The sequence below is a fragment of the Lysobacter sp. Root667 genome (genome assembly GCF_001427715.1).
Classification (GTDB): Bacteria; Pseudomonadota; Gammaproteobacteria; order Xanthomonadales; family Xanthomonadaceae; genus Lysobacter.
Map to the genome: position 1 here is coordinate 300,377 of NZ_LMHF01000001.1, position 25,881 is coordinate 326,257.

The 25,881-nt window shown below is 69.9% G+C and carries 22 protein-coding genes; 8 read left to right on the forward strand and 14 right to left on the reverse strand.

Going from position 1 to position 25,881, the window contains the following annotated elements; genetic code table 11:
- Nucleotides 1-56: 56 nt before the first annotated feature.
- Together dprA and ASD78_RS01300 are read right to left on the reverse strand one after the other, a co-directional pair.
- Nucleotides 57-1,196 (reverse strand): DNA-processing protein DprA, encoded by a 1,140-nt coding sequence (gene dprA, locus ASD78_RS01295; protein ID WP_056097807.1) that lies wholly within the window; start codon nt 1,194-1,196, stop codon nt 57-59.
- A 91-nt stretch (nt 1,197-1,287) separates the two neighbouring features.
- Nucleotides 1,288-2,451 carry a LysM peptidoglycan-binding domain-containing protein gene (locus ASD78_RS01300; protein ID WP_056098148.1) on the reverse strand — a complete coding sequence of 388 codons (1,164 nt, stop codon included), beginning with the start codon at nt 2,449-2,451 and terminating at the stop codon, nt 1,288-1,290.
- Between the two features lie 161 nt (nt 2,452-2,612).
- On the opposite strand from ASD78_RS01300, the gene def reads away from it, so the two are divergent.
- From def to ASD78_RS01320, 4 genes are all read left to right on the forward strand, one after another.
- Nucleotides 2,613-3,134: a peptide deformylase gene (def, locus tag ASD78_RS01305; RefSeq protein WP_055908516.1), complete on the forward strand. Its 522-nt coding sequence runs from the start codon at nt 2,613-2,615 to the stop codon at nt 3,132-3,134.
- Nucleotides 3,135-3,391: 257 nt separating this feature from the next.
- Nucleotides 3,392-4,315 carry a methionyl-tRNA formyltransferase gene (fmt, locus tag ASD78_RS01310; protein WP_056098150.1) on the forward strand — a complete coding sequence of 308 codons (924 nt, stop codon included), beginning with the start codon at nt 3,392-3,394 and terminating at the stop codon, nt 4,313-4,315.
- Nucleotides 4,312-5,613, forward strand: a complete 1,302-nt coding sequence (gene rsmB / locus ASD78_RS01315) for a 16S rRNA (cytosine(967)-C(5))-methyltransferase RsmB (protein ID WP_056097808.1) — start codon at nt 4,312-4,314, stop codon at nt 5,611-5,613. The genes fmt and rsmB overlap by 4 nt, the downstream gene beginning before the upstream one ends.
- A gap of 794 nt (nt 5,614-6,407) precedes the next feature.
- Entirely contained in the window at nt 6,408-8,084 is a 1,677-nt protein-coding gene (locus tag ASD78_RS01320) for a glycosyltransferase family 39 protein (RefSeq protein WP_056097809.1), read from the forward strand.
- 262 nt (nt 8,085-8,346) lie between these two features.
- On the opposite strand, the gene ASD78_RS01325 is transcribed toward ASD78_RS01320, so the two are convergent.
- The gene (locus tag ASD78_RS01325) at nt 8,347-9,201 is read right to left on the reverse strand and encodes a glycosyltransferase family 2 protein (RefSeq protein WP_056097810.1); all 855 of its coding nucleotides are present in this window, start codon (nt 9,199-9,201) and stop codon (nt 8,347-8,349) included.
- Nucleotides 9,198-10,013 carry a glycosyltransferase family 2 protein gene (locus tag ASD78_RS01330; RefSeq protein ID WP_056097811.1) on the reverse strand — a complete coding sequence of 272 codons (816 nt, stop codon included), beginning with the start codon at nt 10,011-10,013 and terminating at the stop codon, nt 9,198-9,200. Before ASD78_RS01330 ends, ASD78_RS01325 begins: the two co-directional genes overlap by 4 nt.
- Before the next feature lie 22 nt (nt 10,014-10,035).
- Here ASD78_RS01330 and ASD78_RS01335 point away from each other — a divergent pair, with 22 nt between their 5' ends.
- Entirely contained in the window at nt 10,036-11,091 is a 1,056-nt protein-coding gene (locus ASD78_RS01335) for a CDP-glycerol glycerophosphotransferase family protein (protein ID WP_200944104.1), read from the forward strand.
- A 269-nt stretch (nt 11,092-11,360) separates the two neighbouring features.
- Here the strand turns inward: ASD78_RS01335 and ASD78_RS01340 are convergent, their stop codons facing one another.
- The 4 genes from ASD78_RS01340 to ASD78_RS01355 all read right to left on the reverse strand — a co-directional run bounded on the left by ASD78_RS01340 (nt 11,361) and on the right by ASD78_RS01355 (nt 15,862).
- Nucleotides 11,361-12,812 (reverse strand): PH domain-containing protein, encoded by a 1,452-nt coding sequence (locus tag ASD78_RS01340; protein WP_056098152.1) that lies wholly within the window; start codon nt 12,810-12,812, stop codon nt 11,361-11,363.
- A 97-nt stretch (nt 12,813-12,909) separates the two neighbouring features.
- Nucleotides 12,910-13,440, reverse strand: coding sequence for a PH domain-containing protein (locus ASD78_RS01345; RefSeq protein ID WP_055907904.1), 531 nt, complete (start codon nt 13,438-13,440; stop codon nt 12,910-12,912).
- Complete coding sequence (locus tag ASD78_RS01350) at nt 13,437-14,870, reverse strand: sel1 repeat family protein (protein ID WP_156087524.1); 1,434 nt, start codon at nt 14,868-14,870, stop codon at nt 13,437-13,439. The genes ASD78_RS01345 and ASD78_RS01350 overlap by 4 nt, the downstream gene beginning before the upstream one ends.
- A gap of 74 nt (nt 14,871-14,944) precedes the next feature.
- Nucleotides 14,945-15,862, reverse strand: coding sequence for a lauroyl acyltransferase (locus tag ASD78_RS01355; protein WP_056097814.1), 918 nt, complete (start codon nt 15,860-15,862; stop codon nt 14,945-14,947).
- Nucleotides 15,863-16,026: 164 nt separating this feature from the next.
- On the opposite strand from ASD78_RS01355, the gene dtd reads away from it, so the two are divergent.
- Together dtd and rpoD are read left to right on the forward strand one after the other, a co-directional pair.
- Nucleotides 16,027-16,467, forward strand: coding sequence for a D-aminoacyl-tRNA deacylase (gene dtd / locus ASD78_RS01360; RefSeq protein WP_056097815.1), 441 nt, complete (start codon nt 16,027-16,029; stop codon nt 16,465-16,467).
- Nucleotides 16,468-16,539: 72 nt separating this feature from the next.
- Nucleotides 16,540-18,396: an RNA polymerase sigma factor RpoD gene (gene rpoD / locus ASD78_RS01365; protein ID WP_055907916.1), complete on the forward strand. Its 1,857-nt coding sequence runs from the start codon at nt 16,540-16,542 to the stop codon at nt 18,394-18,396.
- A 279-nt stretch (nt 18,397-18,675) separates the two neighbouring features.
- Here rpoD and ASD78_RS01370 read toward each other — a convergent pair whose 3' ends face one another.
- Nucleotides 18,676-19,047, reverse strand: coding sequence for a nuclear transport factor 2 family protein (locus ASD78_RS01370; RefSeq protein ID WP_055907919.1), 372 nt, complete (start codon nt 19,045-19,047; stop codon nt 18,676-18,678).
- 141 nt (nt 19,048-19,188) lie between these two features.
- On the opposite strand from ASD78_RS01370, the gene ASD78_RS01375 reads away from it, so the two are divergent.
- Nucleotides 19,189-19,656 carry a hypothetical protein gene (locus tag ASD78_RS01375; protein WP_056097817.1) on the forward strand — a complete coding sequence of 156 codons (468 nt, stop codon included), beginning with the start codon at nt 19,189-19,191 and terminating at the stop codon, nt 19,654-19,656.
- Nucleotides 19,657-19,697: 41 nt separating this feature from the next.
- Here ASD78_RS01375 and ASD78_RS01380 read toward each other — a convergent pair whose 3' ends face one another.
- The 5 genes from ASD78_RS01380 to ASD78_RS01400 all read right to left on the reverse strand — a co-directional run bounded on the left by ASD78_RS01380 (nt 19,698) and on the right by ASD78_RS01400 (nt 25,770).
- Nucleotides 19,698-21,182 carry a glycoside hydrolase family 47 protein gene (locus tag ASD78_RS01380; RefSeq protein WP_082575371.1) on the reverse strand — a complete coding sequence of 495 codons (1,485 nt, stop codon included), beginning with the start codon at nt 21,180-21,182 and terminating at the stop codon, nt 19,698-19,700.
- Between the two features lie 16 nt (nt 21,183-21,198).
- Nucleotides 21,199-22,341, reverse strand: coding sequence for an AGE family epimerase/isomerase (locus ASD78_RS01385; protein WP_235566424.1), 1,143 nt, complete (start codon nt 22,339-22,341; stop codon nt 21,199-21,201).
- An 83-nt stretch (nt 22,342-22,424) separates the two neighbouring features.
- Nucleotides 22,425-23,420: a carbohydrate kinase gene (locus tag ASD78_RS01390; RefSeq protein WP_056097821.1), complete on the reverse strand. Its 996-nt coding sequence runs from the start codon at nt 23,418-23,420 to the stop codon at nt 22,425-22,427.
- A complete protein-coding gene (fucP, locus tag ASD78_RS01395; protein ID WP_056097823.1) occupies nt 23,420-24,724 on the reverse strand; it encodes an L-fucose:H+ symporter permease in 1,305 nt (434 codons plus the stop codon). The genes ASD78_RS01390 and fucP overlap by 1 nt, the downstream gene beginning before the upstream one ends.
- Nucleotides 24,721-25,770 carry a LacI family DNA-binding transcriptional regulator gene (locus ASD78_RS01400; RefSeq protein ID WP_056097826.1) on the reverse strand — a complete coding sequence of 350 codons (1,050 nt, stop codon included), beginning with the start codon at nt 25,768-25,770 and terminating at the stop codon, nt 24,721-24,723. Before ASD78_RS01400 ends, fucP begins: the two co-directional genes overlap by 4 nt.
- Nucleotides 25,771-25,881 lie beyond the last annotated feature (111 nt).

Consider the following 25,881-nt stretch of genomic DNA (forward strand, 5'->3'; position numbering starts at 1 on the left):
GCGGCGCGGTGGGTCTGGAGTGGCTGACGACCGCTGGGCCCCTGCGCGGGAGTGGCTCAGCGGTTGCGGAAGTAACGGCCGTGTTGCGCCGCTACGCGACCCTCAAGCTCCATGATCAGCAGCATGGAGGACAGTACGGCAGGCGTCAATCCGGTCCGCTCGACCAGGTGATCCATACCGGTGGGGTCATGGCCGAGCGCGTGCCACAAGGACTGGTAGTTGCGGTCGTCGAGGCGTTCATCCTGAACGGGCCTCGTGACGGGTGTGTGGCCGCACTGTATGGGGGCGTTCAGGCGCAGGCGCAAGGCGGCCGCGAGCTCCTGCGCCAGCGGCGCCAGGGCCGCGATCAGCTCGTCCGGGCGTTCGACCAGGGCGGCGCCGTCGCGGATCAGGCGGTGGCAGCCGCGGGCGAGCGGGTTGTGGATCGAGCCGGGCAGGGCGAACACCTCGCGGCCGGCCTCCGCGGCCAGGCGCGCGGTGATCAGGGCGCCGGAGCGTTCGGCCGCTTCGATCACCAGCGTGCCCAGACTCAGGCCGGCGATGATGCGGTTGCGCGAGGGGAAGTGCGCCGGCCGCGCGCCGATGCCGGGCAGGTGCTCGCTGACCACCGCGCCGGCCTCGGCGATGCGCGCGTGCAGGGCGGCGTTGGCGCGCGGATAGGGCACGTCCGGTCCGGTGCCGAGCACCGCCACGGTCGCGCCGCCGCCCGCCAGCGCGGCCTGGTGGGCGGCGGTGTCGATGCCGGCGGCGAGCCCGCTGGTCACGGCCAGGCCGGACGCGGCCAGGGCGCGGGCGAAATCGGCGGCGTTGTCGCGCCCGCCGGGCGTGGGCGCGCGGCTGCCGACCACGGCCACCGCCGGGTGCCACAGCCGGTTCGGGTCGCCGGCCACGAACAGGGCCAGCGGCGGGTTCGGGCTGCGCCGCAGCAGGGGCGGGTAGTCGGGGTCGTGCCAGCCGATCAGATGGTGCCCGGGCGCGGCCAGCCAGGCCTGGGCGCGTTCCAGTTCGGCCCTATCCGGCGCCTGCAGCGCCGCCGCCTGGGCTTCGCTCAGTTTGGCCTCGCGCCAGGCCGTGGGCCCGGCCGCAAGCGCGGCGGCGGCGCTGCCGTGGCGTTCCAGCAGGGCCCGGCGCGGGGCGCTGGCGCCGTCGGCGGCGATCAGGGCGATCAGGGCGTAATGGTCGGCGGTCTCGGACATGCAGCCAGCCTGCCCTGGAAACGACGACGGCGCCCTAGGGCGCCGTCGCTTCGTTGCGTAGGAAAACACCCCGGCCTGCGGGGCGCCCCGATCAGTACGGGGCGTCCGGATGCTTGAGCTCGTAGCCGATCCGGGTCGGACGCACGCCTTCCATCACCAGGCCGTAGCTGACCTTGTCGAAGGTGCGGAAGATCATCACGTGACCGGCGTATTCGTCGGGCACGCGGACCTTGCTGGCATGGCCGACGGTGTCTTCGCTGCGCTCGGCGCCGACCTTGACCCGGTCGACGACGTTGCGGCCGACCCGCCAGGTCGAGAGCACGGTGCCGTTGTCGATGCCGTCCAGACGGCCCACCGACAGGGCGACCACATCGCGCGCGCCGCCGCTGGTCATCTGGTCGGCCACGGCCAGGACGCGGGCGTGACCGTACTGGAATTCCTGCTTCGGCGGATGCGGGAAGAACTGCAGGTCGTAGGGCTGGGCTTCGACCGGGATCAGGCGGTCGCCGACCCGGACTTCGCGACCGGCGTCGTCGATCACCAGGGTGCTGGCGCCGACCCCGCCGACTTCGCCGCGGCTCAGGGTGCCCGTGGTCAGCTGCATCAGCTCGTAGCCGAGCAGATCACCGCGGCCCTGGGGCAGGGTGGAATCGCTCCACATGGCCTGGAACCCGGACGGGATGCGCCCGTTGAAGTCCAGATCGTGGCTGCGCAGGTCGGTGGTGCGGTGGTTGACGTCGCAGCACTTGTCGCTCGTCAGGCGGCTGTAGCGCTGGGTCGGGCGGACCACGGCGTAGCGCTGACCGGCCTCGGCGCCGCTCAGGCCCTTGATGTAGGCGACCTGGCCCTGAGAGCCGCGCAGGCGGTCCTCTTCCAGGCTGACCACGTAGGGCAGCTGCTCGAAGCTGTCGACCACGCGCAGATTCTTCAGGAACGGCTCGACCTGGCTCAGCGGGATGCCGGTGATCGGGGCTTCCTCGCGCGGACCGGGCTGGACGCCCAGGCGGTCGAGGTAGGCCAGCGAGATCACGTCGCCCGGGTAGATCAGGTGCGGATTCTTGATCTGCGGGTTGGCCTGCCAGATTTCCGGCCACAGCCACGGGCGCTTAAGGAAACGCCCGGCGATGTCCCACAGGGTGTCGCCCCGCTTGACCACATAGGTGTCGGGGTGACCGCCTTGCATCTCCGCCGCGAGGGCGTAGGTGGCGATCGTCAGCAACGCGGCGGTTGCAACCGCGCGGAATGGTTTAAACATGGCGGCCATCTACCTGATTCCCCTTGCAGGTTTGCCCTTTGCGGGCCTCGGAACTATAGCCCAGAAGAACCCCGTGCTTGCAAGCTTTCGAGGCCCAAAACGGGGTTACAATCCTCTTCTTGCTTGTGTATGTGACCGACGCCCCCATTTTTTTCGACGCCATGTCTCTGTTGCCGATCCTCGAATTTCCCGACCCCCGGCTGCGCACCAAAGCCGTGCCGGTCGACCCTGCCCGCGTCACCGAGCCCGCGTTCCAGAAGCTGCTCGACGACATGTTCGAAACCATGTACGAGGCCCCGGGCATCGGTCTGGCGGCAAGCCAGGTCGACGTCCACCAGCGCTTCATGGTGATAGACGTGTCCGAGGAGCACGACCGGCCGTTGGTGTTCATCAACCCGGAAATCCTGGTCAAGGCCGGCGAACAGGTCTACCAGGAAGGCTGCCTGTCGGTCCCCGGCATTTTCGCCGACGTGACCCGCGCCAACGAGATCACGGTGCGTGCGGTCGGCCGCGACGGCCAGCCGTTCGAACTGCAGATCGACGGCCTGCTCGCGGTCTGCATCCAGCACGAAATGGACCACCTGGACGGCAAGCTGTTCGTCGACTACCTCTCGCCGCTCAAGCGCGAGATGGTGCGCAAGAAGCTGGCCAAGCAGCGCAAGCTCGCCGGCGACGCGGCCTGAGGTCGCGGGCGCGGCCGGCGTCGCCGCGACCGCGCGCCCACCCGCATCGCTCCGGTACCGATTGCCTAGGTGCCGACGCTGCGATGCCCGCACGATGCGGCGGCCTTCGCGCCGCGTCGGCCCATGCTCCCCGTATCCGCCGCACGCAGCGCACACGGCCGCCGTCGCAGGCGGCATGCTGGTCCCGGACGCGCGCCGCCATCCGGCCTCGATCCGAGCGCTTCCGCTCCCCCGCTTCCGGAGTTTTTCGCATGTCCCTGAGGATCGTTTTCGCCGGCACGCCCGATTTCGCCGTGCCCAGCCTGCGCGCCGCCGCGCGGCATAACGAAGTCGTCGCCGTCTACACCCAGCCCGACCGTCCGGCCGGCCGCGGCCGCGAGCTCAGCCCGTCGCCGGTCAAGCGCGAGGCGCTGCTGCGCGGCATCCCGGTGCTGCAGCCTGAAAACTTCAAGGCCGCGATCTCGCGCCAGGCGCTGCGCGCGCTGCAGCCGGACCTGATGATCGTGGTCGCCTACGGCCTGATCCTGCCGCAGTCGGTGCTCGATATTCCGACCCATGGCTGCTGGAACGTGCACGCCTCGCTGCTGCCGCGCTGGCGCGGCGCCGCGCCGATCCAGCGCGCGATCGAAGCCGGCGACCGCGAAACCGGCGTGTGCCTGATGCAGATGGAAAAGGGCCTGGACACCGGCCCGGTGCTGCTGGCCCAGACCACCGAGATCGGCGAGACCGAAACCGGCGGCCAGTTGCACGACCGCCTGGCCGAGATCGGCGCGAGCGTGCTCAGCGACGGCCTGGGCCTGCTGCGCGCCGAACTGCGCCCGCAGCCCTGGGTCCAGCCCGAGGAAGGCGTGACCTACGCGCACAAGCTCGACAAGGCCGAGGCGCGGCTGGATTGGAACCAGCCCGCGGTCGCGCTCGCCGCCAAGGTACGCGCCTTCAACCCCTGGCCGATGGCCGAGGCCGTGGTCGCAGGCGAACGCGTGCGCCTGCACGGCGCGATCGCGCTGCCGCTGGCCCACGGCGCGGCGCCCGGCACCCTGCTGCAGGCCGGACGCGAAGGCATCGACATCGCCTGCGGCGAGGGCGCGCTGCGCATCCGTGTGCTGCAGCGCGACGGCGGCAAGGCCATCACCGCCGCCGACTACCTCAACGGCCGCCGCGACCTGGCGGTCGGCGCGTGAACGCGTCCAGCGGCGCCGAAAGCCGCGCCGTCGCCGCGCGCGTGCTCGACGCGGTGCTGCACCGCGGCCGCTCGCTCAAGCCCGAACTCGCCGCCGCGCTGCCGACCCTGAAAGATCCGCGCGACCGCGCACTGGTCGAAGCGATCTGCTTCGCCGTGCTGCGCCGCCCCGCGCGCTACGAAGCCGCGCTCAAGGACTGGATGCCGCGCCCGCTGGGCAAGCGCGACAGCGACCTGCGCGCGCTGCTGTACGTCGGTTTCGCTCAGCTCGACCTGGCCTTGCCCGCGCATGCGGCGCTCGCGGCGACGGTCGACGCCGCGCGCACGATCGGCCGCAGCCATCAGGCCGGCATGGTCAACGCGCTGCTGCGCCGCGCCCAGCGCGACGGTTTTCCAACGATCGATGCGCATGCGCATTGGCCGGCCTGGCTGCGCGCCCGCGTGCGGCGCGACTGGCCCGCGGACGAGCTCGCGATCCTCGAAGCCAGCGCCACCGCGCCGCCGCTGTGGCTGCGCGTCAATCGCGGCCAGGGCGGGCGCGAGGCCTATCGCGCGCGTCTGGGCGAAGCCGGTATCGCGGCCTCGGTCGACGAAGCCCTGCCCGATGCGCTGCGCCTGGACGAGCCGATCGCGATCGCGGCCCTGCCGGGCTTCGCCGACGGTGCGGTCTCGGTGCAGGACGGCGCCGCGCAGTTGGTCGCCGATGCGCTGTCGCCGCCGTCCGGCGCGCGCGTGCTCGACGCCTGCGCCGCGCCCGGCGGCAAGACCGCGCATCTGCTCGAACGCGACCCCAGCCTGCGGCTGACCGCGCTCGATGTCGATGCCGCGCGCCTGGACACGGTGCGCAGCGGCCTGGCGCGCCTGCGCCTGGGCGCGCAGGCGCGGCTGCTCGCGGCCGACGCGTCCGACCTCGCCGCCTGGTGGGACGGCACGCCGTTCGACGCGGTGCTGCTGGACGCGCCGTGTTCGGCCACCGGCATCGTCCGCCGTCAGCCCGACGTGCTGATGCACCGGCGCGAATCCGACATCGCGGTGATGGTTGCGCTGCAGGCGCGGCTGCTCGACGCGCTGTGGCGGACCGTGGCTACGGGGGGCGTGCTGGTGTACGCGACCTGCTCGATCCTGAAGGAAGAGAACGAGGATCAGGCGCGCGCGTTTCTGGCGCGTACGCCGGATGCGCGGGTCGAGGCTTTGGACGCGAGTTATGGTCGTGATCGCGAGGTCGGGCGGCAGCGTTTGCCGGGCGAATTGGGCTACGACGGTTTCTTCTATTCGCGCTTGCGGAAGGTTCTTTCGTAGCCGTAGCCGCAGCCACACTCGGCCGCGCCGTTCTCGCTTTGGGGTAGGAGCGGCGTGAGCCGCGACCGCGCCCTCCGGCTGCTGCGTGAGTCTCGATGCGGATCGGCTTCGCTTTCTGTGGGAGCGGCGTAAGCCGCGATTGCGAATCCCAGCTACTTCGTGGGTTTCGTTCTTAAGCAACAGCTTCCGCCTGCTGCGCATGCGGGTCACTTTCCCACCCGCCTTGGGGTAGGAGCGGCGTGAGCCGCGACCGCGACCTTCGGCTACCGCGCTGGCTTCGATTCGGATCGGCTTCGCTTCCGCTTTCTGTGGAAGCGGCGTGAGCCGCGATCGCGAATTCCGGCTGCTTTGCTGGTTTCGTTCTTAAGCAACAGCTTCCGCCTGCTGCGCATGCGGGTCACTTTCTCTTGCTAGCCCAAGAGAAAGTAACCAAAGAGAAGGGCTTGCCTAGCGTCCTGCGCGCCGCCCTTCGGGTCTACGGTTGTTCGTCGTGGTGCGGCTCAATGGATTCCAATGCAACGGCAACGGCAACGGCAACGGCAACGGCAACGGCAACGGCAACGCAACCGCAGCCGCAGCCGCAGCCGCAGCCTCCGAGACTAGTGCTGACTCCGTCTGAAGCGCGGCACTGGCTGCGGCCTATCGGTACGGCAGGTCTCGCCGGCGCCGTTCGGGCTCCAACCATGGCCGCGGATCACTCATTCGACAAGCGCCCCCTCCAGCGCCCTCGCCATCTGCGGCCGCTGAACGCTTCTCCGACATCCCGGCCGGCCATCGCGGCTATCATCCCGCGCATGCTGAACTCGACACGCTCCCGCGACACTTGGCTGTTCTGGATCATCGCCCTGCTGGTGCTCGGCGCCGGCTTGGGCATGCGCGACCCCTGGCCCGCCGACGAGCCGCGATTCGCGCTGGTGGCGCGGCAGATGGTCGAGAGCGGGGACTGGCTGTTTCCGCATCGCGGGACCGAGCTCTACTCGGACAAGCCGCCCTTGTTCATGTGGCTGCAGGCCGCCGCCTACACCGTGTTCCGCGACTGGCGCGTGGCGTTCCTGCTGCCGTCGCTGCTGGCCGCGCTGGGCACGCTGTGGTGCGTGGTCGATCTGGGCCGCCGGCTGTGGACGCGCAAGGTCGGGCTGTACGCGGGCTGGGCGCTGCTGTTCGCGCTGCAGTTCACCTGGCAGTCGAAGAAGGCGCAGATCGATCCGCTGGTGGTGTTCTGGATCACCCTGGCCAACTACGGCTTGCTGCGGCACCTGCTGCAGTGGCGCCGGGACGGCCGCGGCGACTGGCGGATGTGGGTCCTGGGCTGGGCCGCCGCCGGCCTGGGCACCATCACCAAGGGCGTCGGCGCGATCGCGCTGCTGATGCTGATACCGGCCGGGATCGCCTCGCTGCGCGGCTGGCCGGTGCGGGTGCAGGTGCGCGATCCGAAGTTCTGGCTGGGGCCGCTGGCGTTCGTGGCCGCGGCCTGCGTGTGGTTGGTGCCGATGGTGATCGCCGCGACCGGCCACGGTTCGCCGGAATACCGCGGCTACATGGACGACATCCTGCTGCGCCAGACCGCCAAGCGTTACAGCGCGTCCTGGGACCACGGCCAGCCGCCGTGGTACTTCGTCCAGGTCGTGCTGACGATGTGGTTGCCGACCATGCTGGCACTGCCGTGGGCGATTCCGGCCTGGCGCCGGCGCCTGCGCCGGCGCGATCCGCGCTACCTGCTGCCGCTGGCGTGGTGGCTGCTGGTGCTGGTGTTCTTCACCTTGCCCAACGGCAAGCGCGACATGTACATCCTGCCGGCGCTGCCGATGGTGTGCCTGGCGCTGGCGCCGCTGCTGCCGGGCGTCGTGCGCAAACTGTGGCCGCGCCGCATCGCCGCCGGCTTCACCTGGCTGTTCGCGCTGGGCCTGCTCGGCCTGGGCGCGGCGATGTGGTTCGGCGAACCCGGTTTCGAACGCAAGCTGGTCGCCGAGCGCGGCATCGCCGAGGGCGCGCGCGCGATGGCGGCCAGCCTGATGGCGGTCGGCGGCTGGGGCCTGGCGAGCCTGCTGTGGTTCGGGCCGCGGCGTCCGCTGGCGTCGATGGCTTCGCTGCTGACCGGCTTGTGGGTCGGGTTCGGCCTGCTGATGGCGCCGCTGCTCAACGATTCCTCGTCGGCGCGCGGCCTGATGGCCCAGGTCGGCCAGGAAATCGGGCCGAAGGCCGAGCTGGGCCTGGTCGCCTGGCGCGAACAGAACCTGCTGATGGCCGATCGTCCGGCCGCGACCTTCGGCTTCAAGGTCGACTTCAAGGAACAGATGCGCCGCGGCCTGGCGTGGCAGGCGCAGCATCCCGATACCCGCTGGCTGCTGGTGCAGGACGTGGCCCTGGCCGAATGCGTGGATGACCAGCTGAGCACGCACATGGGCAGCGCCAACCGGCGCGGCTGGACCCTGGTGCCGGGGGCGGCCATTCAAGCCTGCGTCCCCAAGTAGGGGTGAGAGGAAACGAATCGCGCCCCAGCGCCGCGCTTCTGGCCTGTGTTCCTGGCCCTGTGGGAGCGGCGTAAGCCGCGATGCGCTGCGGCAACGACGCAAGTTTCGAATATGGGAAGTAAGGCGGCGTCCCGCGCGATTCGCGTTTCGTGATCTGAGCGAAGCGCCGCCTGGCGGCGGCATCGCGGCTTACGCCGCTCCCACAGGGAAGGTGGCTCGCCTGGCGCGTGGCGCCCAAGGCCCGCGATGCGTCATTGCGGGCTCAGCGCGCGCCTCTCAAATCGGGCAGCGGGTTCAGCGCGAACTCGGCCAGATGCCGATCCAGTCCGACCGGCGCGCGCACGCGCTGGCTCGCCTTGGCCTCGGCCAGCAGCGCGTCGTTGGGGCTGTCGCCGTCGTCGTGGCGTTCGCGGTGGTACAGGTGCGTGGCCAGGCCGGCGAAGCGCAGCGAGCGCCGTTCCAGGCCGGCGTGGAACGCGCGCACGGCCAGGTCCTTGTCTTCGCGGCCCCAGCCCTCGTAGCGCTCATCGAAGCCGTTGAGCGCGACCAGATCCTCGCGCCACCAGCCCTGGTTACAGGTCTTGATCGCGGCGGTGCTCCGGCCGCGCGTGCTGCGCAGCGACAGCGCCGCCAGCGCCGGCACGCGCAGGGTGTGGCGGCGCCGGGTCAGGCCGCGGTCGAAGAAGCCCAGGGCCTGGGTCTCGCCGGACAGCAGGCGGTCGCGGCCGATCTCATCGGTGAGCACGCGCTGGCCCTGGACGAAGCTGCCCGGCTGCGCCGCGCGCAGGTGGTCGGCGACGAACTGCGGGTGCGCGACCATGTCGCCGTCCAGCAGCAGCACGTAGTCGCCGGACGTGGCGGCGATCGCGCGGTTGCGCGCCAGGGCGACGCGGAAGCCGCGGTCTTCCAGCCAGCTGTGGCGCAGCGGCACCGGGTAGTCGCGCGCAGTGCGCTCGATCAGTTCGCGGGTGTCCTCGCGCGAGCCGTCGTCGGCGACCACGACCTCGTACGGCAGCGTGCGCTGGCGCGCGAGCGCGCCCAGGACCAGGCGCAGCGCCTCGGGCCAGTTGTAGGTGGTGACGACCACGCTCGCGCGCGGGGCGGTGGCTGCGTTCATGGTTCGGACGTGGTGACGGGTTGGCCGTTCTGCAACATCCACAGCATGATGGTTTTCTGGCGCACGTAGTTGGCGCGCACATAGGCATAGACCAGCCCGTGCCAGCCGTCGAGGAAACCCAGCCGCAACACGTAGCCGCGCCAGAAGCGCCAGGCCGGCGCCAGCACCAGTTTGCCCAGGGTCGCGCGCTTGCCGCGCGCGTAGTCGTGCTCGGCCATCATCCGTGCGTAGCGCTGGGTCTTGGCCAACTGCTGTTCCAGCGAGCGGTAGGGGTAGTGGATCAGGTCGCCGGGCAGGGTGAGCACCGCACCGTCGACGCTGGCGGCCTCGTGAACTTCGCGCTGGCCGCGCCAGCCGCCGCGGCGGCGATCGAACAGGCGCAGCACGCGGTCGGGATAGGCGTTGCCGTGGCGCAGGAACTTGCCGAAATACTCCGACAGGCGCGCGAAGCGGTAGCCGGCGGCGGCCGCGAAACCGGCCGCGCGCTCGGCTTCGATCGCCTCGCGCAGGCGATCGTCGACGCGCTCGTCGGCGTCCAGGCACAGCACCCAGTCGTGCGCGGCCTGCTCGATCGCGAACTGCTTCTGGCTGCGGAAACCGTCGAACGGCCGCTGCAGCACGCGCGCGCCGGCCGCGCGCGCGATCTCGACCGTGGCGTCGGTCGAAAACGAGTCGACCACCACCACCTCGTCGCAGAACGCCAGCGAGGCCAGGCAGTCGCCGATGCGGTCGGCTTCGTTGAACGCGATGATGCAGGCCGAAAGCTGGCAAGATGCCTGCGCTGCGCGCGCCTGCGCGCCCGCGGCGGCCACGTTCGATTCAGTCCGGGATGCGTTGATGGCGGATTACCTGTTGTTCGCAAGCGAGCGTTATGCGCTGCCCATCCTGCAACCGGTGGCCGATGCGCTGCAAGCGCAGGGGCATGCGGTGCATGCCTGGTTCGTCGACGGCGCCGCCGGCGCCAAGCTGCCGGCGCCGGTGCGCGGCATCGGCCTGCACGAGGCCGTGGCGCTGAAACCGCGCGCGGTGTTCAGCGCCGCCAATTGGGTCCCGCCGTTCGTGGCCGGGGCCAAGGTGCAGCTGTTCCATGGCTTCAACGTCGAAAAACGCGAGGACGCGCGCGGCCATTTCCGGGTGCGCGGGCTGTTCGACCTGTACTGCACCCAGGGCCCGGCGACCACCGCGCCGTTCCGTTCGCTGGCCGCGCAGGCCGGGCACTTCGCCGTGGTCGAGACCGGCTGGCCCAAGCTCGACCCGCTGTTCCGCGACGACGACGGCAGCGCCGCGCGCCTGCGCCGACGCGCCGGGCGGCGCCCGGTGGTGCTATTCGCTTCCACCTTCACCGAGCGTCTGAGCGCCGCCCCGCATCTGTACGAGGCGATCGCCGACGAGGTCCGCCGCGGCGACCGCTACTGGCTGCTGACCCTGCACCCCAAGTGCCCGCCGGAGCTGTTCGAGCGCTACCGCAAGCTGGCCGGGCCCAACGCCGACTTCGTCGAGACCGAGCAGCTGATCGCGGCCCAGCGCGCGGCCGATGTGCTGGTCGCCGACACCACCTCGGTGGTCTCGGAGTTCGTGGTCCAGCGCAAGCCGGTGGTGACCTTCCGCAACCGCGCGCCGAAGGCCCACATGATCGATTTCCACGAGCCGCACGAGCTGCCGGCGATGCTGGAAAACGCCTTCACCCCGAGCCCGGAGCTGCAGGCTTCGCTCGACGCCTACGCCGACGCGATCCATCCCTATCGCGACGGGCGCTCGTCCGAGCGCGTGATCGCAGCGACGGAAGATCTGATCGCAGGACGCCTGGGCCGGCTCGGCGCCAAGCCGTTTTCGGCGCGCCTGCGCGCGCTGCAGATCCGGCGCGAACTGGGTTATTGGGGCCGCGGCTGAGGCGCGGCGGGGCTGTCGCCGCACTCGCGGTTCCGCGGCTTCGGCTTTTTGGCTTCCTGTGGGAGCGGCGTAAGCCGCGATGGGCCGCCGCGCTGCAGGCGGGCGCACGACCTTGCGCCGGTCTCTGTGGCTTCGCGATCGCGGCTTACGCCGCTCCCACAGAGAGCGGCTTCAGCACCGACCTTGGCCGTAGGGTGCGGTGACAACCGCACCGTCGCGAAAAATCGAACCAACGCGCCACGGCGGTCGTCGCCGCATCCCACACCGCCTCACCAGCTCAGCTTGCGCCGGGCCAGGGCCGCCGACAGGCCGCGGTACAGCGCTTCGGCATCGGCGACCGGCAGGAAACGGATCCGCAGCGGCGGCGCCAGCGCGGCGGCGCCGGCGGTGTCCAGCCACAGCGTCGCGGTGCCGCAGCGGCGGTCGATCGGACTGCGGGTGAGCTGCAGCGCCTGCAGCTTGTCGATCTCGGCGAAGCGCCAGTAACGCTGCCACCAGCCTTCGCGCACCGCGATCAGCTCGGTGTTGAGGGCGTAGCCGAGCCGGCGCGCGCGCTGGCGCGCCTTGAGCGCGGCCCAGGGCAGCCACAGCAGGGCGAGCAGGCCCCAGGCGCCGAAGCGCAGGCACAGCAGGCCGGTGATTGCGGCCAGCCAGGGCAGGCCGGGCAGGAACAAGCGCCACCAGCTCGCCAACGGCAAGGCGCGCCAGTCCAGGCTAGCCCAGCCGGCCTTCGGCAGCAGGTGTTCGATCAGCGACTCACATGCGGCCGCGGTCGCGACCGGCGCCAGTTCGCGCAGCGCACGCTCCTGCTGCTGGTCGTCGCCGACCGCGGTTTCGATCTCCAGACTGCGCCGGCGCAGCAGCCGGTGCATCAAGCCCTCGCGCAGCGTCCAGGCCTGGATCCGCCGGCGCGAGGCGCTGGTGCGCCAGCGCGCCAGCAGGCCGCGTTCGACGGTGAGGCGGCGGCCGTGCTCGGTCAGGCTGAAGCCGTAGTACTGCAGCAGGGCCAGCAGCATCGACAGCACCCGCACCAGGCCGATGAACAGCCCCGCCAGCACCAGCGCGCCGAGCAGGTACTGCAGCGGGCCGAAGTGGTGCTCGCTGGTCCAGCCGAACAGCGACAGGATCAGGTGCCGGGTCGTACTGGGCATGATGCCGCCGGGGATGAGGTCGCGGCTGTAGGGCATGAAGGCGGCGATGCCGGCGCCGACCACGAACATGCCGCGGTTGTTGACCACGCCCACGCGCAGCACGTCGCCCAGCGACATCGTCAGCAGCGGCGCGGCGGCCGGCTCATCGACCGCGCCGGCGGCATCCTCGCTCGCGCCGCGACGCCGTACCAGCGCTTCCAGGGCCAAGGCGTCGGACAGCTTGAGCACGCGCATCTCGGCTTCGGGCTTGTGCCCGCCGGCCGACTCCAGCCGCACCTCGGCCACGCCGAACATGCGGTGCAATGCGGACTGCCGCAGCGCGACGTTGTGGATGCGCGCGAACGGGATCACCCGCAAGCTGCGTTCGAGCAGGCCGCTGCGCACCACCAGGCTGTCGCCGGTGGCGCCGTAGCGGTAGGTGAAGTACTGCCACAGCGCCAGCATCACCAGCACGCCGACCGCGAGCAGCGACCACAGCTCGTTGCGATCGCCGCGCCCGAACACCAGCAGCGCGATCAGCGGCACGATGAACTGCTTGAGCTGCTGCAGCAGCACGAACAGCCACGACATCGGATGCAACCGGCGCTCGGCGCTGGCGGCTTCCGCCGCGGTCGGCGCGGCCGGTCCGGAGGCTGCGGCGCCCGGGGTGGGGTTGCCGGCGCCGGGATCAGACATCGTCATCGAGATCGATCTGCCGGCCCAGGCGGTCGCGCAGGCGCTGCGCGTCCTCGGCGTCGAGGTGCGGCACCTGGACCGAGCTGTGGCGGGTGCCGGCGGTGTGCACGACCAGGGTCGCCAGCCTGCGCCGGCGCTGCCAGGGCCCGTGCTTGAGGTCCAGGTGCTGCACGCGCGTGATCGGCACCCGGGTCTCGCGCTGCCACAGGCGGCCGCGGCGCACCGCCAGGCCGTGATCGTCCAGGCGCCAGTAGGTGTAGCGGAACTGCTTGGTGCCTATCCATATCCCGGCGGCGATGCCCAGCAGCGCGCCGGTGCCGCCGGCGGCGATGCCCGCGGCCATGCCCAGGCCCAGGGTCGCGGTGATCACCCCGGCCACGCCGAACAGTATCGCCAGCGAGATCGAGGTGCCGAGCACGAACAGCGGGCGCGCGCGCAGCGGCAGCGACTGCCAGGCGGGTTCGCCCTCGACGGCGGTGGCCGGCGCGGCGGACGGGTCGGAGTCGGATCGCGTTTCGCTCATTCGCCTGGCAGCTCGAAGTAGTTGTAGTCCTGCACCCAGTCCTTGCCGCGCTTGTAGTCGTTCAGGCGCTGCTTCATGCGGCGGGCGCTGTCGACGTCGTCGCCGCCGAGCTTGGCGATCGCGCGTCGCTGATAGTCGCCGGCTTCGGCGAAACGCGCATTGGCGGCGTAGGCGGCGGCCACGGTGTCGAGTTCGCCGGCGCCGATGGTGTCGGCGCGCTCGATCATGTACGCGGCCAGCTCCAGCGCGCGCTTGGGATCGCGTTGGTCGGGGATGGGGCAGGTGGCCAGGTACCACACACGCTCGTTGCGGCCGGCCTTCGCGCCGGCGTCTTCCGCGCGCGCGGCCCATTCCTCGGCGCGCTTGCAGTCGCGCGGGCCGCCGACACCGTTGAACGTGAAGGTGGCCGTGCTGACCATGGCGTCGGCGATGCCGCCCTCGGCGGCGCGGCGCGAATGCACGGCCATGCGGTTCAGGACGTCGGGCGGCGCGACCTTGCCCTTGGCCGGCCGGTAGGTTTCGGTCAGCGCCAGCAGCGCCAACAGGGAGGCCTGAGTATTGCCCTTGTCGCTGGCCTGCTCGAGCAGCTTCAGGCCGCGCGGCTTGTCCTGCGGGGCGTACTCGGGCTTCGCGCCGCTGTACAGCAGCGCGCCCAGGCCGAGCATCGCCAGATCTTCGCCATCGGCCGCCTTGCGTTCGGTGGCGAGCATGCGGCTGCGGTAGCTGTCCCGGTAGTCCGGCCAGATCTCGTTGAGGCGCGTGCGCGCGGCCGCGTCGTCGCGCAGCGGACGGTCCAGGTCCGACAGCGTGACCACGGGCATGAGTTCGCCCACCAGGTCGTTCAGGAGGAGCTCCATCATCTCGTTCTCGCTCAGGCCGGACTTGCGCAGCTCCTGGTCGAAAAGGATGGTGTTGTCCACGACCATGGATTCGAAACGAACCTTCCACTGTCCGTTTTCGCGCTTGAACTCCGGGCCGTACTGGTACTGCTCGCCGTTCGGCGGCCCGAGCTCGCCGATCGCGCGATCGCCGGGGATCAGCGTCACATGGGTGATCGTGGGCAGGCGTTCGCCCTCGTCGCGCGGGCCCAGGCCGTAAACGTTGATCTTGGTGCAGTGGCGGGCGACGCCCTCGCCGTCGAGCGCGGCGAGCTTGGCTTCGTCCAGGGTCGCGCGCATCGCATACACCGGTGCGCGCTCGGTCATGGGAATCCGGCGTACCTGGTCGGGCGAGGCGTACAGGGCCGCGTCGCGCAGGAAGGTCATGTAGCGCAGGCTGTCCTGGCTGAGCAGGGCGACGCTGTCGGGGTCCCGTTTGCTGCTCAGTTGGGCGAAACGGTCCCAGGCCTGGCTCACCGCATTCATGTCCTCCAGCTCGTCCGCCATCGCCGGCGCGGCGAGCAGCGCCAAACACAGGATCCAACCACGCATCCGCTTCCCCTTGAGTCGTTGAGTCCGGCGCGGCGCCGGAATTCGCTTGTCGCGTCGCGCAGCGCAGCGGCCGCTCAGCGATTCCAGTACGGGTTTTCCTCGCCCGAACCCGGCGGTCGCAGCGTATAGCGTTTGTAGGTCCACTGGTATTGCGCCGGGTCGCGGCGCGCGATGCGTTCGACCGCGGCATTGAGCGCGGTGGTGGCGACCACCAGGTCAGCGTCGCCGATCTGCGCCGGCGCCGGTTCGATGCGCAGCGCGAAGCCGGGCGCGCCGGTGTGGGTGTCGATGCGCTCGCAGTAGGCGAACAGCACGGTCGCGCCGGTGCGCCCGGCGAGGCGGCCGAGCAGGGTCATGGTCAGCGCCGGTACGCCGAAGAACGGTGCGAACTCGCCGTCGCCGGCCTTGGGCTGCTGGTCGGGCAGGATCCCGGTCACGCCGCCGGCGTTGAGCAGTTTCCACAGCTGGCGCACCGCCGGGCCCTCGGCGCGGATCTGGGTGACCCGGTCGGGCGCGTCGGCGCGGACCAGGTTCAGGAACGCCTCGCCAATCTTCGACTCCGGCGGCCGGTACAGGATCGCCAGCGGCGTGCGCGAGGCCAGCCACTGGTTCAACAACTCCCAATTGCCGTAATGCGGCGCGGCCACGATCACCCCGCGGCCGGCGGCGATGGCCGCGTCGAACAGTTCGGTGCCGTGGGTCTCGCGCAGCAGGCCCAGGTTTTCCTGGTGCGGCCGGGTCCACAGGCGCAGGGTCTCCAGGATCTGGCGGCCGGTGGTGCGCAGGATCGCGCGGTGCCACTGCGCGCGCTCGGCCGGCAGCAGCTCCGGGTAGGCCAGTTCCAGGTTGATCCGGGCCACCCGGCTCTCGCGGCCGTCGCGCCAGCGCCAGGCTGCGGCGACGAGGTCGCCCAGGCGCAGCAGCCAGGACCAGGGCAGGCGCGCGAGCGCGGAAGCGAGCAGGTACAGCACACGGGCGACGAATCGGGTCATCGCGTCAGTCTAGCCGGCGCGGGCGGATCGGCCGGTGCGCGGGCTGGCCAGTGCGGGCTGATCGGTGCGAGCTCGTCGGAAGCGGGCTGGTCGGTTCAGGCTGGCCGGATGCGGCCGGCCCGGCGACACTGTGCGGCCCGTCGCCGAACCGCAGGACCCGCCCCGTGCTCAGCCTGATCCAGCGCGTGACCCAGGCCGCCGTGACCGTCGACGGCGAGACCGTCGGGGCGATCGGGCCTGGCCTGCTGGCCCTGGTCGGGGTCGAACCCGGCGACGGCGAGGCACAGATCCAGCGCATGGCCGAGCGCCTGCTCGGCTACCGGATCTTCGCCGACGCGGCCGGGCGCATGAACCTGGGCCTGGGCGACACCGGCGGCGGCCTGCTCCTGGTCAGCCAGTTCACCCTGGCCGCCGACACCCGCAGCGGCATGCGCCCCGGCTTCAGCACCGCGGCCGCGCCGGAACTGGCTGAACCGATATTCAACCGGCTGGCGGCCACCTGCCGGGACCGTCACGCCGGGGGGGTGGAAACCGGGCGGTTCGGTGCCCATATGGTGATCAGCCTGGTCAACGACGGCCCGGTCACCTTCCTCCTCCGGTCCTAGATCGGGCCCGAGCCGGCCCGGCCTGCTATACTGGAACGTTCCCTAGACCTACAAGCGCGGGTGGCGCAGCCCATGGCCAACGAACGACAGCCCCCTCCGTCCGATATCAAGCTCCTGATCAGCAAGGGTTTGGAGCAGGGCTATCTGACCTATGCCGAGGTCAACGATCACCTGCCGGACGACCTGGTCGACGCCGAGCAGATCGAAGACATCATCGGCATGATTAACGGTATGGGTATCGAGGTGCACGAAGTTGCGCCCGATGCCGAGACCCTGCTGCTTGCCGACGGCAACACCGGTAACCGCGAAGTCGACGACACCGCCGCCGAAGAAGCCGCGGCGGCGCTGACCGCGCTCGACGGCGAAGGCGGCCGCACCACCGACCCCGTGCGCATGTACATGCGCGAGATGGGTACGGTCGAGCTGCTGACCCGAGAAGGCGAAATCGCCATCGCCAAGCGCATCGAGGAGGGCCTGAACCAGGTCCAGGCCTCGCTCGCTTCGTTCCCGGCGACGATCCAGTCGATCCTGGAAGACTACGAGCTGCACAAGGCCGGCAAGAAGCGCCTGGCCGAAATCATCGTCGGCTTCAACGACCACCTCGACGACGAGCCCGAGCCGCCGGCACCGGTGGTCGTGGCCGCCGAAGTCGAGGAAGGCGACGAAGAGGAAGTCGAGACCGCCGCCGACGAAGAAGCCGAAGAGACCGTCAGCGGTCCCGATCCGGTCGAAGTCGCCAGCCGCATGGAATCGATGGCCGCCGATTACGCCAAGTTCCAGAAGGCGTACGCCAAGAACGGTCCGACCCACAAGACCGCGCTCAAGGCACGCGAGGACATGGCGGCGGTGTTCGTCACCCTGAAGCTGCCGCTGGCCCTGACCGATTCGCTGGTGCGCAACCTGCGCGAGGTGGTCGGCAAGATCAAGGACCACGAGCGCAAGATCCTCGACCTGTCCACGCGCGTCGCCAAGATGCCGCGCAAGGACTTCATCCGCGCCTGGGAAGGCAACCAGACCAATCTGGAATGGGTGGACGAGCTGCTCAAGCGCAAGCAGAAGTGGTCCTCGGGCCTGCGCGACGTCAAGGAACTGGTGATCGCCGAGCAGGAAGCCACGATCGCGATCGAGCAGGCTTCGTTCCTGACCCTGGCCGACATCAAGGAAATCAGCCGTGCGATGGCCTACGGCGAAGCCAAGGCGCGCAAGGCCAAGAAGGAGATGGTCGAGGCCAACCTGCGCCTGGTGATCTCCATCGCCAAGAAGTACACCAACCGCGGTCTGCAATTCCTCGATCTGATCCAGGAAGGCAACATCGGTTTGATGAAGGCGGTCGACAAGTTCGAATTCCGTCGCGGCTTCAAGTTCTCGACCTACGCCACGTGGTGGATCCGTCAGGCCATCACCCGTTCGATCGCCGATCAGGCCCGCACCATCCGTATCCCGGTGCACATGATCGAAACGATCAACAAGCTCAACCGCATCTCGCGCCAGATGCTCCAGCAGTACGGCCGCGAGGCCACGCCGGAAGAGTTGGCGAAAGAGATGGACATGCCCGAGGACAAGATCCGCAAGGTCATGAAAATCGCCAAGGAGCCGATCTCCATGGAGACGCCGATCGGCGACGACGAGGATTCGCATCTGGGCGACTTCATCGAGGACACCAACGTGGAGTCCCCGGTCGAAGCCACCACCAACATCAACCTCTCCGAGACGGTCCGCGACGTGCTCGCCGGCCTGACCCCGAGGGAGGCCAAGGTGTTGCGCATGCGTTTCGGCATCGACATGAATACCGACCACACCCTCGAGGAAGTCGGCAAGCAGTTCGATGTCACCCGCGAGCGCATCCGTCAGATCGAGGCCAAGGCGCTGCGCAAGCTGCGTCACCCCAGCCGTTCGGAACAGCTGCGCAGCTTCCTCGATATCGACTGAAGCTGGCGTTGCGGCAATACGAAAAAGCCCCGCCGATGCGGGGCTTTTTCTTTGGGGATTCGTCGCGGTGGTGGCGCCATCGCGGCTTACGCCGCTCCCACAAAAGGCCGTGCCTTAGGGTAGGAGCGGCGTGAGCCGCGACCGCACAATACAGCGACGACGAAAGCTCCGGTGCCAGCTGGAATCGGGTCGCGGCTCACGCCGCTCCTACCCCAAGGCCGGGCATCGCCGCCTACTGTGGGATCGGCGCAAGCCGCGGTCGATTCTCCGGGCGCCAGCTCAACCCACGTCGTAGAAGAACTGCTCGTGCACGATCTTGCCGTCGCGCACGCGATAGACGCAGATCTCGGACATGTCGATGCGGCCCCTGCCCTTCATGGTCACGTCCAAGCGCATCGACAGGCTGAACCAATTGCCCGCGACCACCGGGTCGCTGACGCTGCTGCCGTGCATGGTTTCGATGCCTTCGTTGAACTTGCGACCCTTCTCGCGGATCGCGTCCATGCCGCGCACGTTGCCCAGCGCTTCCGGGGGCAGGCCTTCGGGCTCGATGCTGACGGCGTCGTCGGCATACAGCTCGACCTGGGCCTGCTCGTACTCGCCCTGGCGGCACAGCTCGACCAGGCGTTGCGCGATCTGTTCGGTATTCATGGGGGCATTCCTTTGGGGAGGAACCGCAGCTTACGCCCAGGCTGCTGACAGCGTGTTGTCAGGGGCATGCGCCCGCGCCGGCGGCTTGCGATGTCGGGGCGGGCGCGGCATTGTCCGATCCAGCGCACCAGGAAGCCGCGAATGTCGGACGACAACCCCTACCAACCGCCCAGCGTAGCCGTGCACGATGTCGCCCAGGCCGATCCGAGGGCGCGCCTGTACAGCGTCGCCGGCATCACCCTGGCGGCCTTCGTGGGCAGCGCCTTTGCCGGCGGTTTGCTGATGGCGCTCAACTACCGCTCCCTGGGCGAGCCGGTCAAGGCGCGCAACGCACTGGTGCTGGCGTTCTTCGCGACCGCGGCGGTGCTGGCGCTGGCCATGGTGCTGCCGGAATCGGTGCCGGGCCTGGCATTCGTGCTGCCGCAGTTGCTGGTCGTGCAGATGCTGGCGCGCAAGCTGCAGGGCGTAGCGATCGGTGCGCACCAGGCGCGCGGCGCGGCGATGCATTCGAACTGGCTCGCCTTCGGCATTTCGTTGCTGGTGGCCGCGGCGCTGGTCGCGATCGCCGTGGTCGTGGTGTTCCTGCTGCCGGCATCGCTACTGGCCTGACGCGGGCGGCGCCGCGCCGCCCCGGTTCGCGCACTCGACTCTCAGTCGGCCCGCTTCCAGGTCGCCCGGATCGGATGCGCCTCGGTGTTGAGCACCACTGCTTGCGGATCCAGCGTCGCCGGCGGCGCGAACAGTAGATAGAAGTACTTGAAGGTCTCGGCGAGCACGAAGCTCTCCATGTCGTCCGCCTGCTCCTTGCTGACCACGTTCTTCAGCGAGGCGTAGCCGGCCTCGGTGCGGGTGTAGCGGACGAAGTCGTCGAACAGCGAACGGCCCATGCTGCGGTAGCGCGCATCGCCGGTCAGGCGATACAGGTACCAGGTCGATTCGACGATCTCCGGCCGCAGCGGGTAGCCGGCCGAGGTCACCTCGCGCTTGCGGTAGTCGTAGGCCTCCGGTTCGATGCCGTGCGCGTTCCACATCGCGAACGAAGACTCCTGCAGGCGCCGCGCGCGTTCGATATTGCCCGACAGCGCCAGCAGGCCGGGATAGAACGCGTCCAGCGCGCCGTAACGGCTGGCCAGGCGCTGGCCGCTGTGCATGTCGACATGGCCGTACCAGAGCGCGCCGTTCACCTCTTCGCCGTAGTAGCGGTCGGCGGCGGCGACGCTGGTCTTCCACATCGCCAGGCAATCCTGGTCGCCGAACAGCTGCCAGCATTTCCACAGATACTCGTAATAGGAATCCACGCGCGCGCCGATATGGCTGCGGGTGTTGGTCCACTGCCCGCTGACCACGTCGAAACGCTCGCCGACCAGGCCGATCTTGGAGCGGCGCTTATAGGTTTCCACCAGTGCGCGCTTGGCTTTGGCGTAGTACACCGGATTGCCGGTGAGCTTGCTCAGGGTGCCGTATTCGATCAGCAGGGTGCCGGCCTCGGCCGGATTGCTCTCGTTGCCGTGGGCCTTGCCGCTGCGCAGGTTGATGTAGACATAGGGCAGGCCGGTGGGCGAGTCGAAGGCCGGCAGCAGGCGATCGCCCAGGTCGGTGGCGAGCTTGAGCAGGCGCTCGTCGCCGCTGAGCTGATAGCCCGAGAGCAGGCCGCCGAGCAGGCGGATCACGATCTCGAAATGCTTGACGTCGAGGTCGCGGTCGAACGAGAGCCGGGTCGCGATCAGTTCGCGCGCCTCGTCGGCTTCCTGGTCCAGGCCCATCAGGATCATGGTGTCGAGCGCGTCCACCGGCGTCATCAACAGCGACTCGCCGTACCAGTCGTGCGCGCCCTTGCTCAGCGGCTTGAGCGCGTCGTGGCCCCAGGCGTAGCGCTTGTAGCCGTTCCAGGCGTGCAGGAATTCGGCCTTGACCCGCGCCGCGTCGCGCGCGGCGGCGGCTTCGTAGGCGATGTCGGTAGGGGCTTTCGACGCCGCGGCCGCCGTCAGGGGGGATACGGCCGCGGCAGCGATCGCCGAGAACGCGGGGGCGGGGGACGCTTGCGCAAGCGGCGTCCCGGACCAGGCGGGCGCAGGCAGCGCGACCGATACGCAAAGCAGCAGGGCGCAGGCGCGCGCGCGGGACGGCAACGGCATCTTCGGTCTCCGGGGATCAGCGGGGGCGCAGCAGTTCCAGTGCGTCGTAGCAGGCGCCCATGGTGTGGTAGTCGGTCTTGCCGGCCGGACTCTTCTCGTCGCTGTACTTGCGGTTCTCGCGATCGAGGATGCGGAACCATGCGCCGTGTTCGTGATCGACGAAATGACGCCAACTGTAGGCCCACAGGCGCTGATACCAGTCCCAGTAGCGCACCTGTCCGGTGCGGTGCGCCAGGCGCGCGGCCGCGGCCAGCGACTCGGCCTGGACCCAGAAATACTTGTCTTCGTCGCAGACCGCGCCGTCGGGATCGAAGCCGTAGCACAGGCCGCCATGGCGCTCGTCCCAGGAATGCGCGATTGCGGTGTCGAACAAGTGCTGCGCGGTCGGTAGCAGCCAATCGACCGGCGCGCCGCGCTCCTGCGCATGCTGGTCCAGGATCAGCAGCAGCTTGGCCCATTCGGTCTGGTGCCCGGGCTGGAAACCCCAGGGCCGGAACAGGTGCTTGGGATCGTCGCGGTGGTAGTCCCAGTCGACGTTCCAGTCGCGGTCGTAGTGCTCCCACACCAGCCCGCCGGCGAGCGCGGCCTGGCGTCGGGTCATCTGGCTGGCCACGGTGCGCGCGCGGTAGTAGTAGCGCGATTCGCCGCTGGCTTCGTACGCCGCGATCAAGGCCTCGCACAGATGCATGTTGGCGTTCTGGCCGCGGTAGTCGGTGAAGCGCCAGCTGGCGTCGGCTTCGTCGCGGTAGAGACCGGCGTCCTCGTCCCAGAACCAGGTTTCCAGCAACTGCCAGGTTTCTTCCAGCCACGGTGCAGCCTCGGCGATGCCGCCCTTGAGCGCACTGGCATAGGCCAGCATCACGAAGGCGACGCCGTAGGCATGATTGGTGCGGTCTTCGGCGACGCCGTCGCGCAGGGTCCAGGCATAGCCGCCGCCGACCGGATCGCGATGGGCCTGGCGCAGATAGCGCAGGCCATGGCGCGCCGCTTCGCGATAGTCCTCGCTGTCGAACTCGCGCGCGGCCATGGCGTAGTTGAAGACGAAGCGGGTGCTGCTGACCAGGTGCCGGTGCGAGGCGTCGTAGACGCTGCCGTCGTCGCGGAAGTAGTGGAAGTAGCCGCCGGCCGGGTCGATCGCGCGCGGATGATAGAACGCCATGGTGTCGGCGATGTGCGCGCGCAGAAAGGCGGGATCGCGGAAATCCGGCAGGGCGCCGTCGCGGACGGGGGCGTCGTAGCGGCTCATGACTGTTCCTCCATCAGACTCTCCACTTCCGAGCGCGGCGGCATGGCCGCGAAGGCGCCGTGGCGCGTGGTCGCCAGCGCGCCGGTCGCCGCAGCGTAGCGCAGCGCATCTTCGAACGCGTCGCCGCCTTCGAGAAACGCCGCGAAGTCGGCGGCCTGCACGTCCAAGGTCGCCAGCCGGTGCAGCCAACCGCCGACGAAGGCGTCGCCGGCGGCGGTGGTGTCGGTGGGCAGCACTTCGTACGTACCCAACTCGCCCTGGCGCGTGCGCGTGTACCAGCGGATCGGCGCGGCGCCGTCGGTGACCAGCACGCAGGTCGCATAGCCGTGCCACAGGCGCTGCAGCGCCGCGGTCTGGCTGCCCAGCGGCGCGGCCAGGAAGTCGAATTCGGAGCGGCTGAGCTTGATCGTGTCCGCCTCCAGCAACGCGCGCCACACCGTCGGCTGCGGGTCGAAGGCATCGGCCCATAGCGCCGGGCGCAAGTTGAGGTCCATGCTGACCAGCGCGCCGGCCTGACGCGCGCGCTGCATGCCCGACAGGGTCGCGTTGGCGATGCCGGCCTCGGTCAGGCTGTTGGAGCAGACGTGGAAGGCCAACGCGTCTTCGAAACAGTGCGCCTGGTAGTGCTCGGCGCGGAACAGCAGGTCGGCCGCAGGCGGGCGGTAGAAGCTGAAGCTGCGCTCGCCGTGCGCGTCCAGCGACACGAACGCGAGCGCGGTCTTGGCCCCGGCGGTGCGCACCGTATAGCGCACGTCCACTCCGGCGTCGCGCAATTGCTCGTAGAGGAAATCGCCGAACATGTCCTCGCCGAGCATACCGACGAAGCGCGCCTGACCGCCCAGCCGCGCGATCGCGGCGGCGACATTGGCCGGCGCACCGCCGGCGTACTCGACGAAATGACGCGCCTCGCCCGGCTGCGTCGACGGCCGCGCGAGGAAGTCGATCAGGGCCTCGCCGAAACAGACGATGGCCTGGCGTTGCTCGCGCGCCATTAGTGCATGGCCCTCGCCAGCGCTGCGCCCGCCAGCGCTTGGCCCTGCAGCGACGGCGCCAGACGCGAGCCGCGCCAGCCGTACCAGACGATGTAGGCGTAGCACAGCAACGGAATCGCATACGAGGACTGCAGACCGGTGTGGTCGGCCAGCGCGCCCTGCAGCCACGGGATGATCGCGCCGCCGACGATGGCCATGACCAGCAGGCTGGAGGCCTTGCTGGTCATCGGCCCCAGGCGTTCGATGGCGATGGTGAAGATGGTCGGGAACATCACCGAATTGAACAGGCCGATCGCGAGCACGCTCCACATCGCCAGCGGTCCGTGCAGCGACATGGTCGCGACCAGCAGACCGATCGCGACCACCGCGGCCAGAGCGAGCAGACGCCGCGCGTCGTAGCGACGCAGCAGCGCCGCGCCGATGAAACGGCCGATCATCGCGCCGCCCCAGTAATAGGCCAGGTGCTCGGTGGCCGTGCCGCGGTCGAGCGCGCCGATGGACGGCTCGGTGATGTAGTTGATCATGAAGCTGCCGATCGACACCTCGGCGCCGACGTAGACGAAGATCGCCAGCACGCCCCAGCGCAGGTGCGGGTGGCTCAGCACCTCGCGGTAGGTGTGGCGCGCGTTGTCGGCGCGCTCGGTGGCTTCGGTCAGCGGCGGAATCCGCATCAACGCGACGAACGCCGCCATCGCCAGCAGGCAGCCGGCGATCACCATGTACGGCAGTTGCACCGACGCGGCTTCCTCGGCGCGATACGCAGCGAGCTGGGCCGGCGACAGCGCCGCCAGCTCGGTCGCGCCGAGCACCGCGCCGGACAGGATCAGCGGGCCGATCAGGTACGGAAACAGCGTCGTGCCCAGGGAGTTCAGCGCCTGCGCCAGGTTCAGGCGGCTGGGCGCGCCGGCCGGATCGCCGAGCAGGCTGATGTAAGGATTGGCCGCCACCTGCAACAGGGTGATGCCGCTGGCGAGCACGAACAGCGCGCCCAGGAACAAGGGATACGAGGGCAGCCGCGCCGCCGGGAAGAACAGCGCCGCGCCGGCTGCAGCCACCAGCAGCCCGACCACGATGCTGCGCTGGTAGCCCAGCTTCGCCAGCACGCGTCCGGACGGCAGCGACATCAGGAAGTAGGCGCCGAAAAAGCTCGACTGGATCAGCATCGTCTGCGCGTAGTTCATATCGAACACGGACTTCAGGTGCGGGATCAGCACGTCGTTGAGGCTGGTCAGGCCGCCCCAGGTGAAGAAGATCAGGCTGACGACGGCGGTGGCCGCGCCGTAGGACAAGGTGCGACCGTTCATGCGATGTCTCCGGGCGGGACGGATGCGATGTCGCTGCTGGCGCGGACCTGCAGGCGCACCGGCGCGATGGTGCGCGTCGGCGCCGCGTCGGGGTCGCGCAGGCGTTGCAGGATCAGTTCGGCGGCTTGGCGTCCGCGCGCGCGCGGATCGACCGCGACGGTGGTCAGCGGCGGCGCGCTGACCTGCGCTTCGGGAATATCGTCGAAGCCGACCACCGCGAAATCGTGGCCGGCGCGGCGGCCGCGTGCGGTCAGTCCGGCCATCAGCCCCAGCGCGACCGCATCGTTGTAGCAGACCGCCGCGGTCGGCGCGGGGTCGCGCACGAACAGCGCGCCGGTCTGCCCGGCCGCCTCCAGGCGCGTGGGCGCGCACTCGATCAGCCATTGCGGTTCCGGCGTCAGCCCGGCCGCGGCCAGCGCCTCGCGATAGCCGTCGCGGCGCTCGCGGCAGGAACTGGAATCGCGATGGCCGCCGAAGAACGCGATCCGGCGATGGCCGCGTTCGAGCAGGTGCTCGGTCGCCAGGCGCGCGCCGCGACGGTTGTCGAGCGCGAGGAAGTCCCAGTCGGTGTCGAGCTCGCGGTTGAACAACAGCACCGGCGTGCGCGTGCCGACCAGCGCACGCAGGCGCGCGCCGTCGCTGCCTTCGGCCGGCGACAGGATGATCCCGGCCGGATCGTGTTCGATCAGCGAGCCCAGCACCGCGTGCTGGCGTTCGGCCGACTCGCCGGTACTGCCGAGCAGGGTGACGTAGCCGGCGGCGGCCAGGGACTCGTCGACGCCGGCGGCGAATTCGGCGAAGAACGGATTCGACAGATCGTTGATCACCAGCGCCACGCCGGAAGACACCTTGCGGCGCAGATTGGCCGCGCCGCGGTGATAGACGTAGTTCTGGCGCTTGAGCTCGGCCTCGACCCGGACCCGTGTCTCGGCGTGCACCAGCGGACTGCCGCGCAGCACCAGCGACACGGTCGCGCGCGACAGGCCGCAGCCCTTGGCGATGTCGGTCAGGGTCACGCGGCCGTGGCGGGCGCGGGTCGGCGTCATCGGCTGGCGGCCGGGGTGGTGAGCGGGGTGGGGCGCATGCGTTTAGATCGTTCTAAATTCGCCGCATGCTGCGCTCCGGGCCACGCCCTTGCATTCTGCAGTGCAGCATGC

What these genes read in the sequence shown, in the direction of transcription:
- ASD78_RS01340 (WP_056098152.1), bottom strand. Translation starts at nt 12,812, where the DNA reads ATGTCGTGGCTGTTCGTGCTGCTGCAGCAGCTCAAGCAGTTCATCGTG.
- dprA (WP_056097807.1), bottom strand. Translation starts at nt 1,196, where the DNA reads ATGTCCGAGACCGCCGACCATTACGCCCTGATCGCCCTGATCGCCGCC.
- rpoD (WP_055907916.1), top strand. Translation starts at nt 16,540, where the DNA reads ATGGCCAACGAACGACAGCCCCCTCCGTCCGATATCAAGCTCCTGATC.
- ASD78_RS01370 (WP_055907919.1), bottom strand. Translation starts at nt 19,047, where the DNA reads ATGAATACCGAACAGATCGCGCAACGCCTGGTCGAGCTGTGCCGCCAG.
- ASD78_RS01350 (WP_156087524.1), bottom strand. Translation starts at nt 14,870, where the DNA reads ATGCGTGGTTGGATCCTGTGTTTGGCGCTGCTCGCCGCGCCGGCGATG.
- ASD78_RS01380 (WP_082575371.1), bottom strand. Translation starts at nt 21,182, where the DNA reads ATGCCGTTGCCGTCCCGCGCGCGCGCCTGCGCCCTGCTGCTTTGCGTA.
- ASD78_RS01355 (WP_056097814.1), bottom strand. Translation starts at nt 15,862, where the DNA reads ATGACCCGATTCGTCGCCCGTGTGCTGTACCTGCTCGCTTCCGCGCTC.
- ASD78_RS01325 (WP_056097810.1), bottom strand. Translation starts at nt 9,201, where the DNA reads ATGAACGCAGCCACCGCCCCGCGCGCGAGCGTGGTCGTCACCACCTAC.
- def (WP_055908516.1), top strand. Translation starts at nt 2,613, where the DNA reads ATGTCTCTGTTGCCGATCCTCGAATTTCCCGACCCCCGGCTGCGCACC.
- ASD78_RS01375 (WP_056097817.1), top strand. Translation starts at nt 19,189, where the DNA reads ATGTCGGACGACAACCCCTACCAACCGCCCAGCGTAGCCGTGCACGAT.
- ASD78_RS01300 (WP_056098148.1), bottom strand. Translation starts at nt 2,451, where the DNA reads ATGTTTAAACCATTCCGCGCGGTTGCAACCGCCGCGTTGCTGACGATC.
- ASD78_RS01385 (WP_235566424.1), bottom strand. Translation starts at nt 22,341, where the DNA reads ATGGCGTTCTATCATCCGCGCGCGATCGACCCGGCCGGCGGCTACTTC.
- ASD78_RS01400 (WP_056097826.1), bottom strand. Translation starts at nt 25,770, where the DNA reads ATGACGCCGACCCGCGCCCGCCACGGCCGCGTGACCCTGACCGACATC.
- ASD78_RS01345 (WP_055907904.1), bottom strand. Translation starts at nt 13,440, where the DNA reads ATGAGCGAAACGCGATCCGACTCCGACCCGTCCGCCGCGCCGGCCACC.
- fucP (WP_056097823.1), bottom strand. Translation starts at nt 24,724, where the DNA reads ATGAACGGTCGCACCTTGTCCTACGGCGCGGCCACCGCCGTCGTCAGC.
- ASD78_RS01390 (WP_056097821.1), bottom strand. Translation starts at nt 23,420, where the DNA reads ATGGCGCGCGAGCAACGCCAGGCCATCGTCTGTTTCGGCGAGGCCCTG.
- ASD78_RS01320 (WP_056097809.1), top strand. Translation starts at nt 6,408, where the DNA reads ATGCTGAACTCGACACGCTCCCGCGACACTTGGCTGTTCTGGATCATC.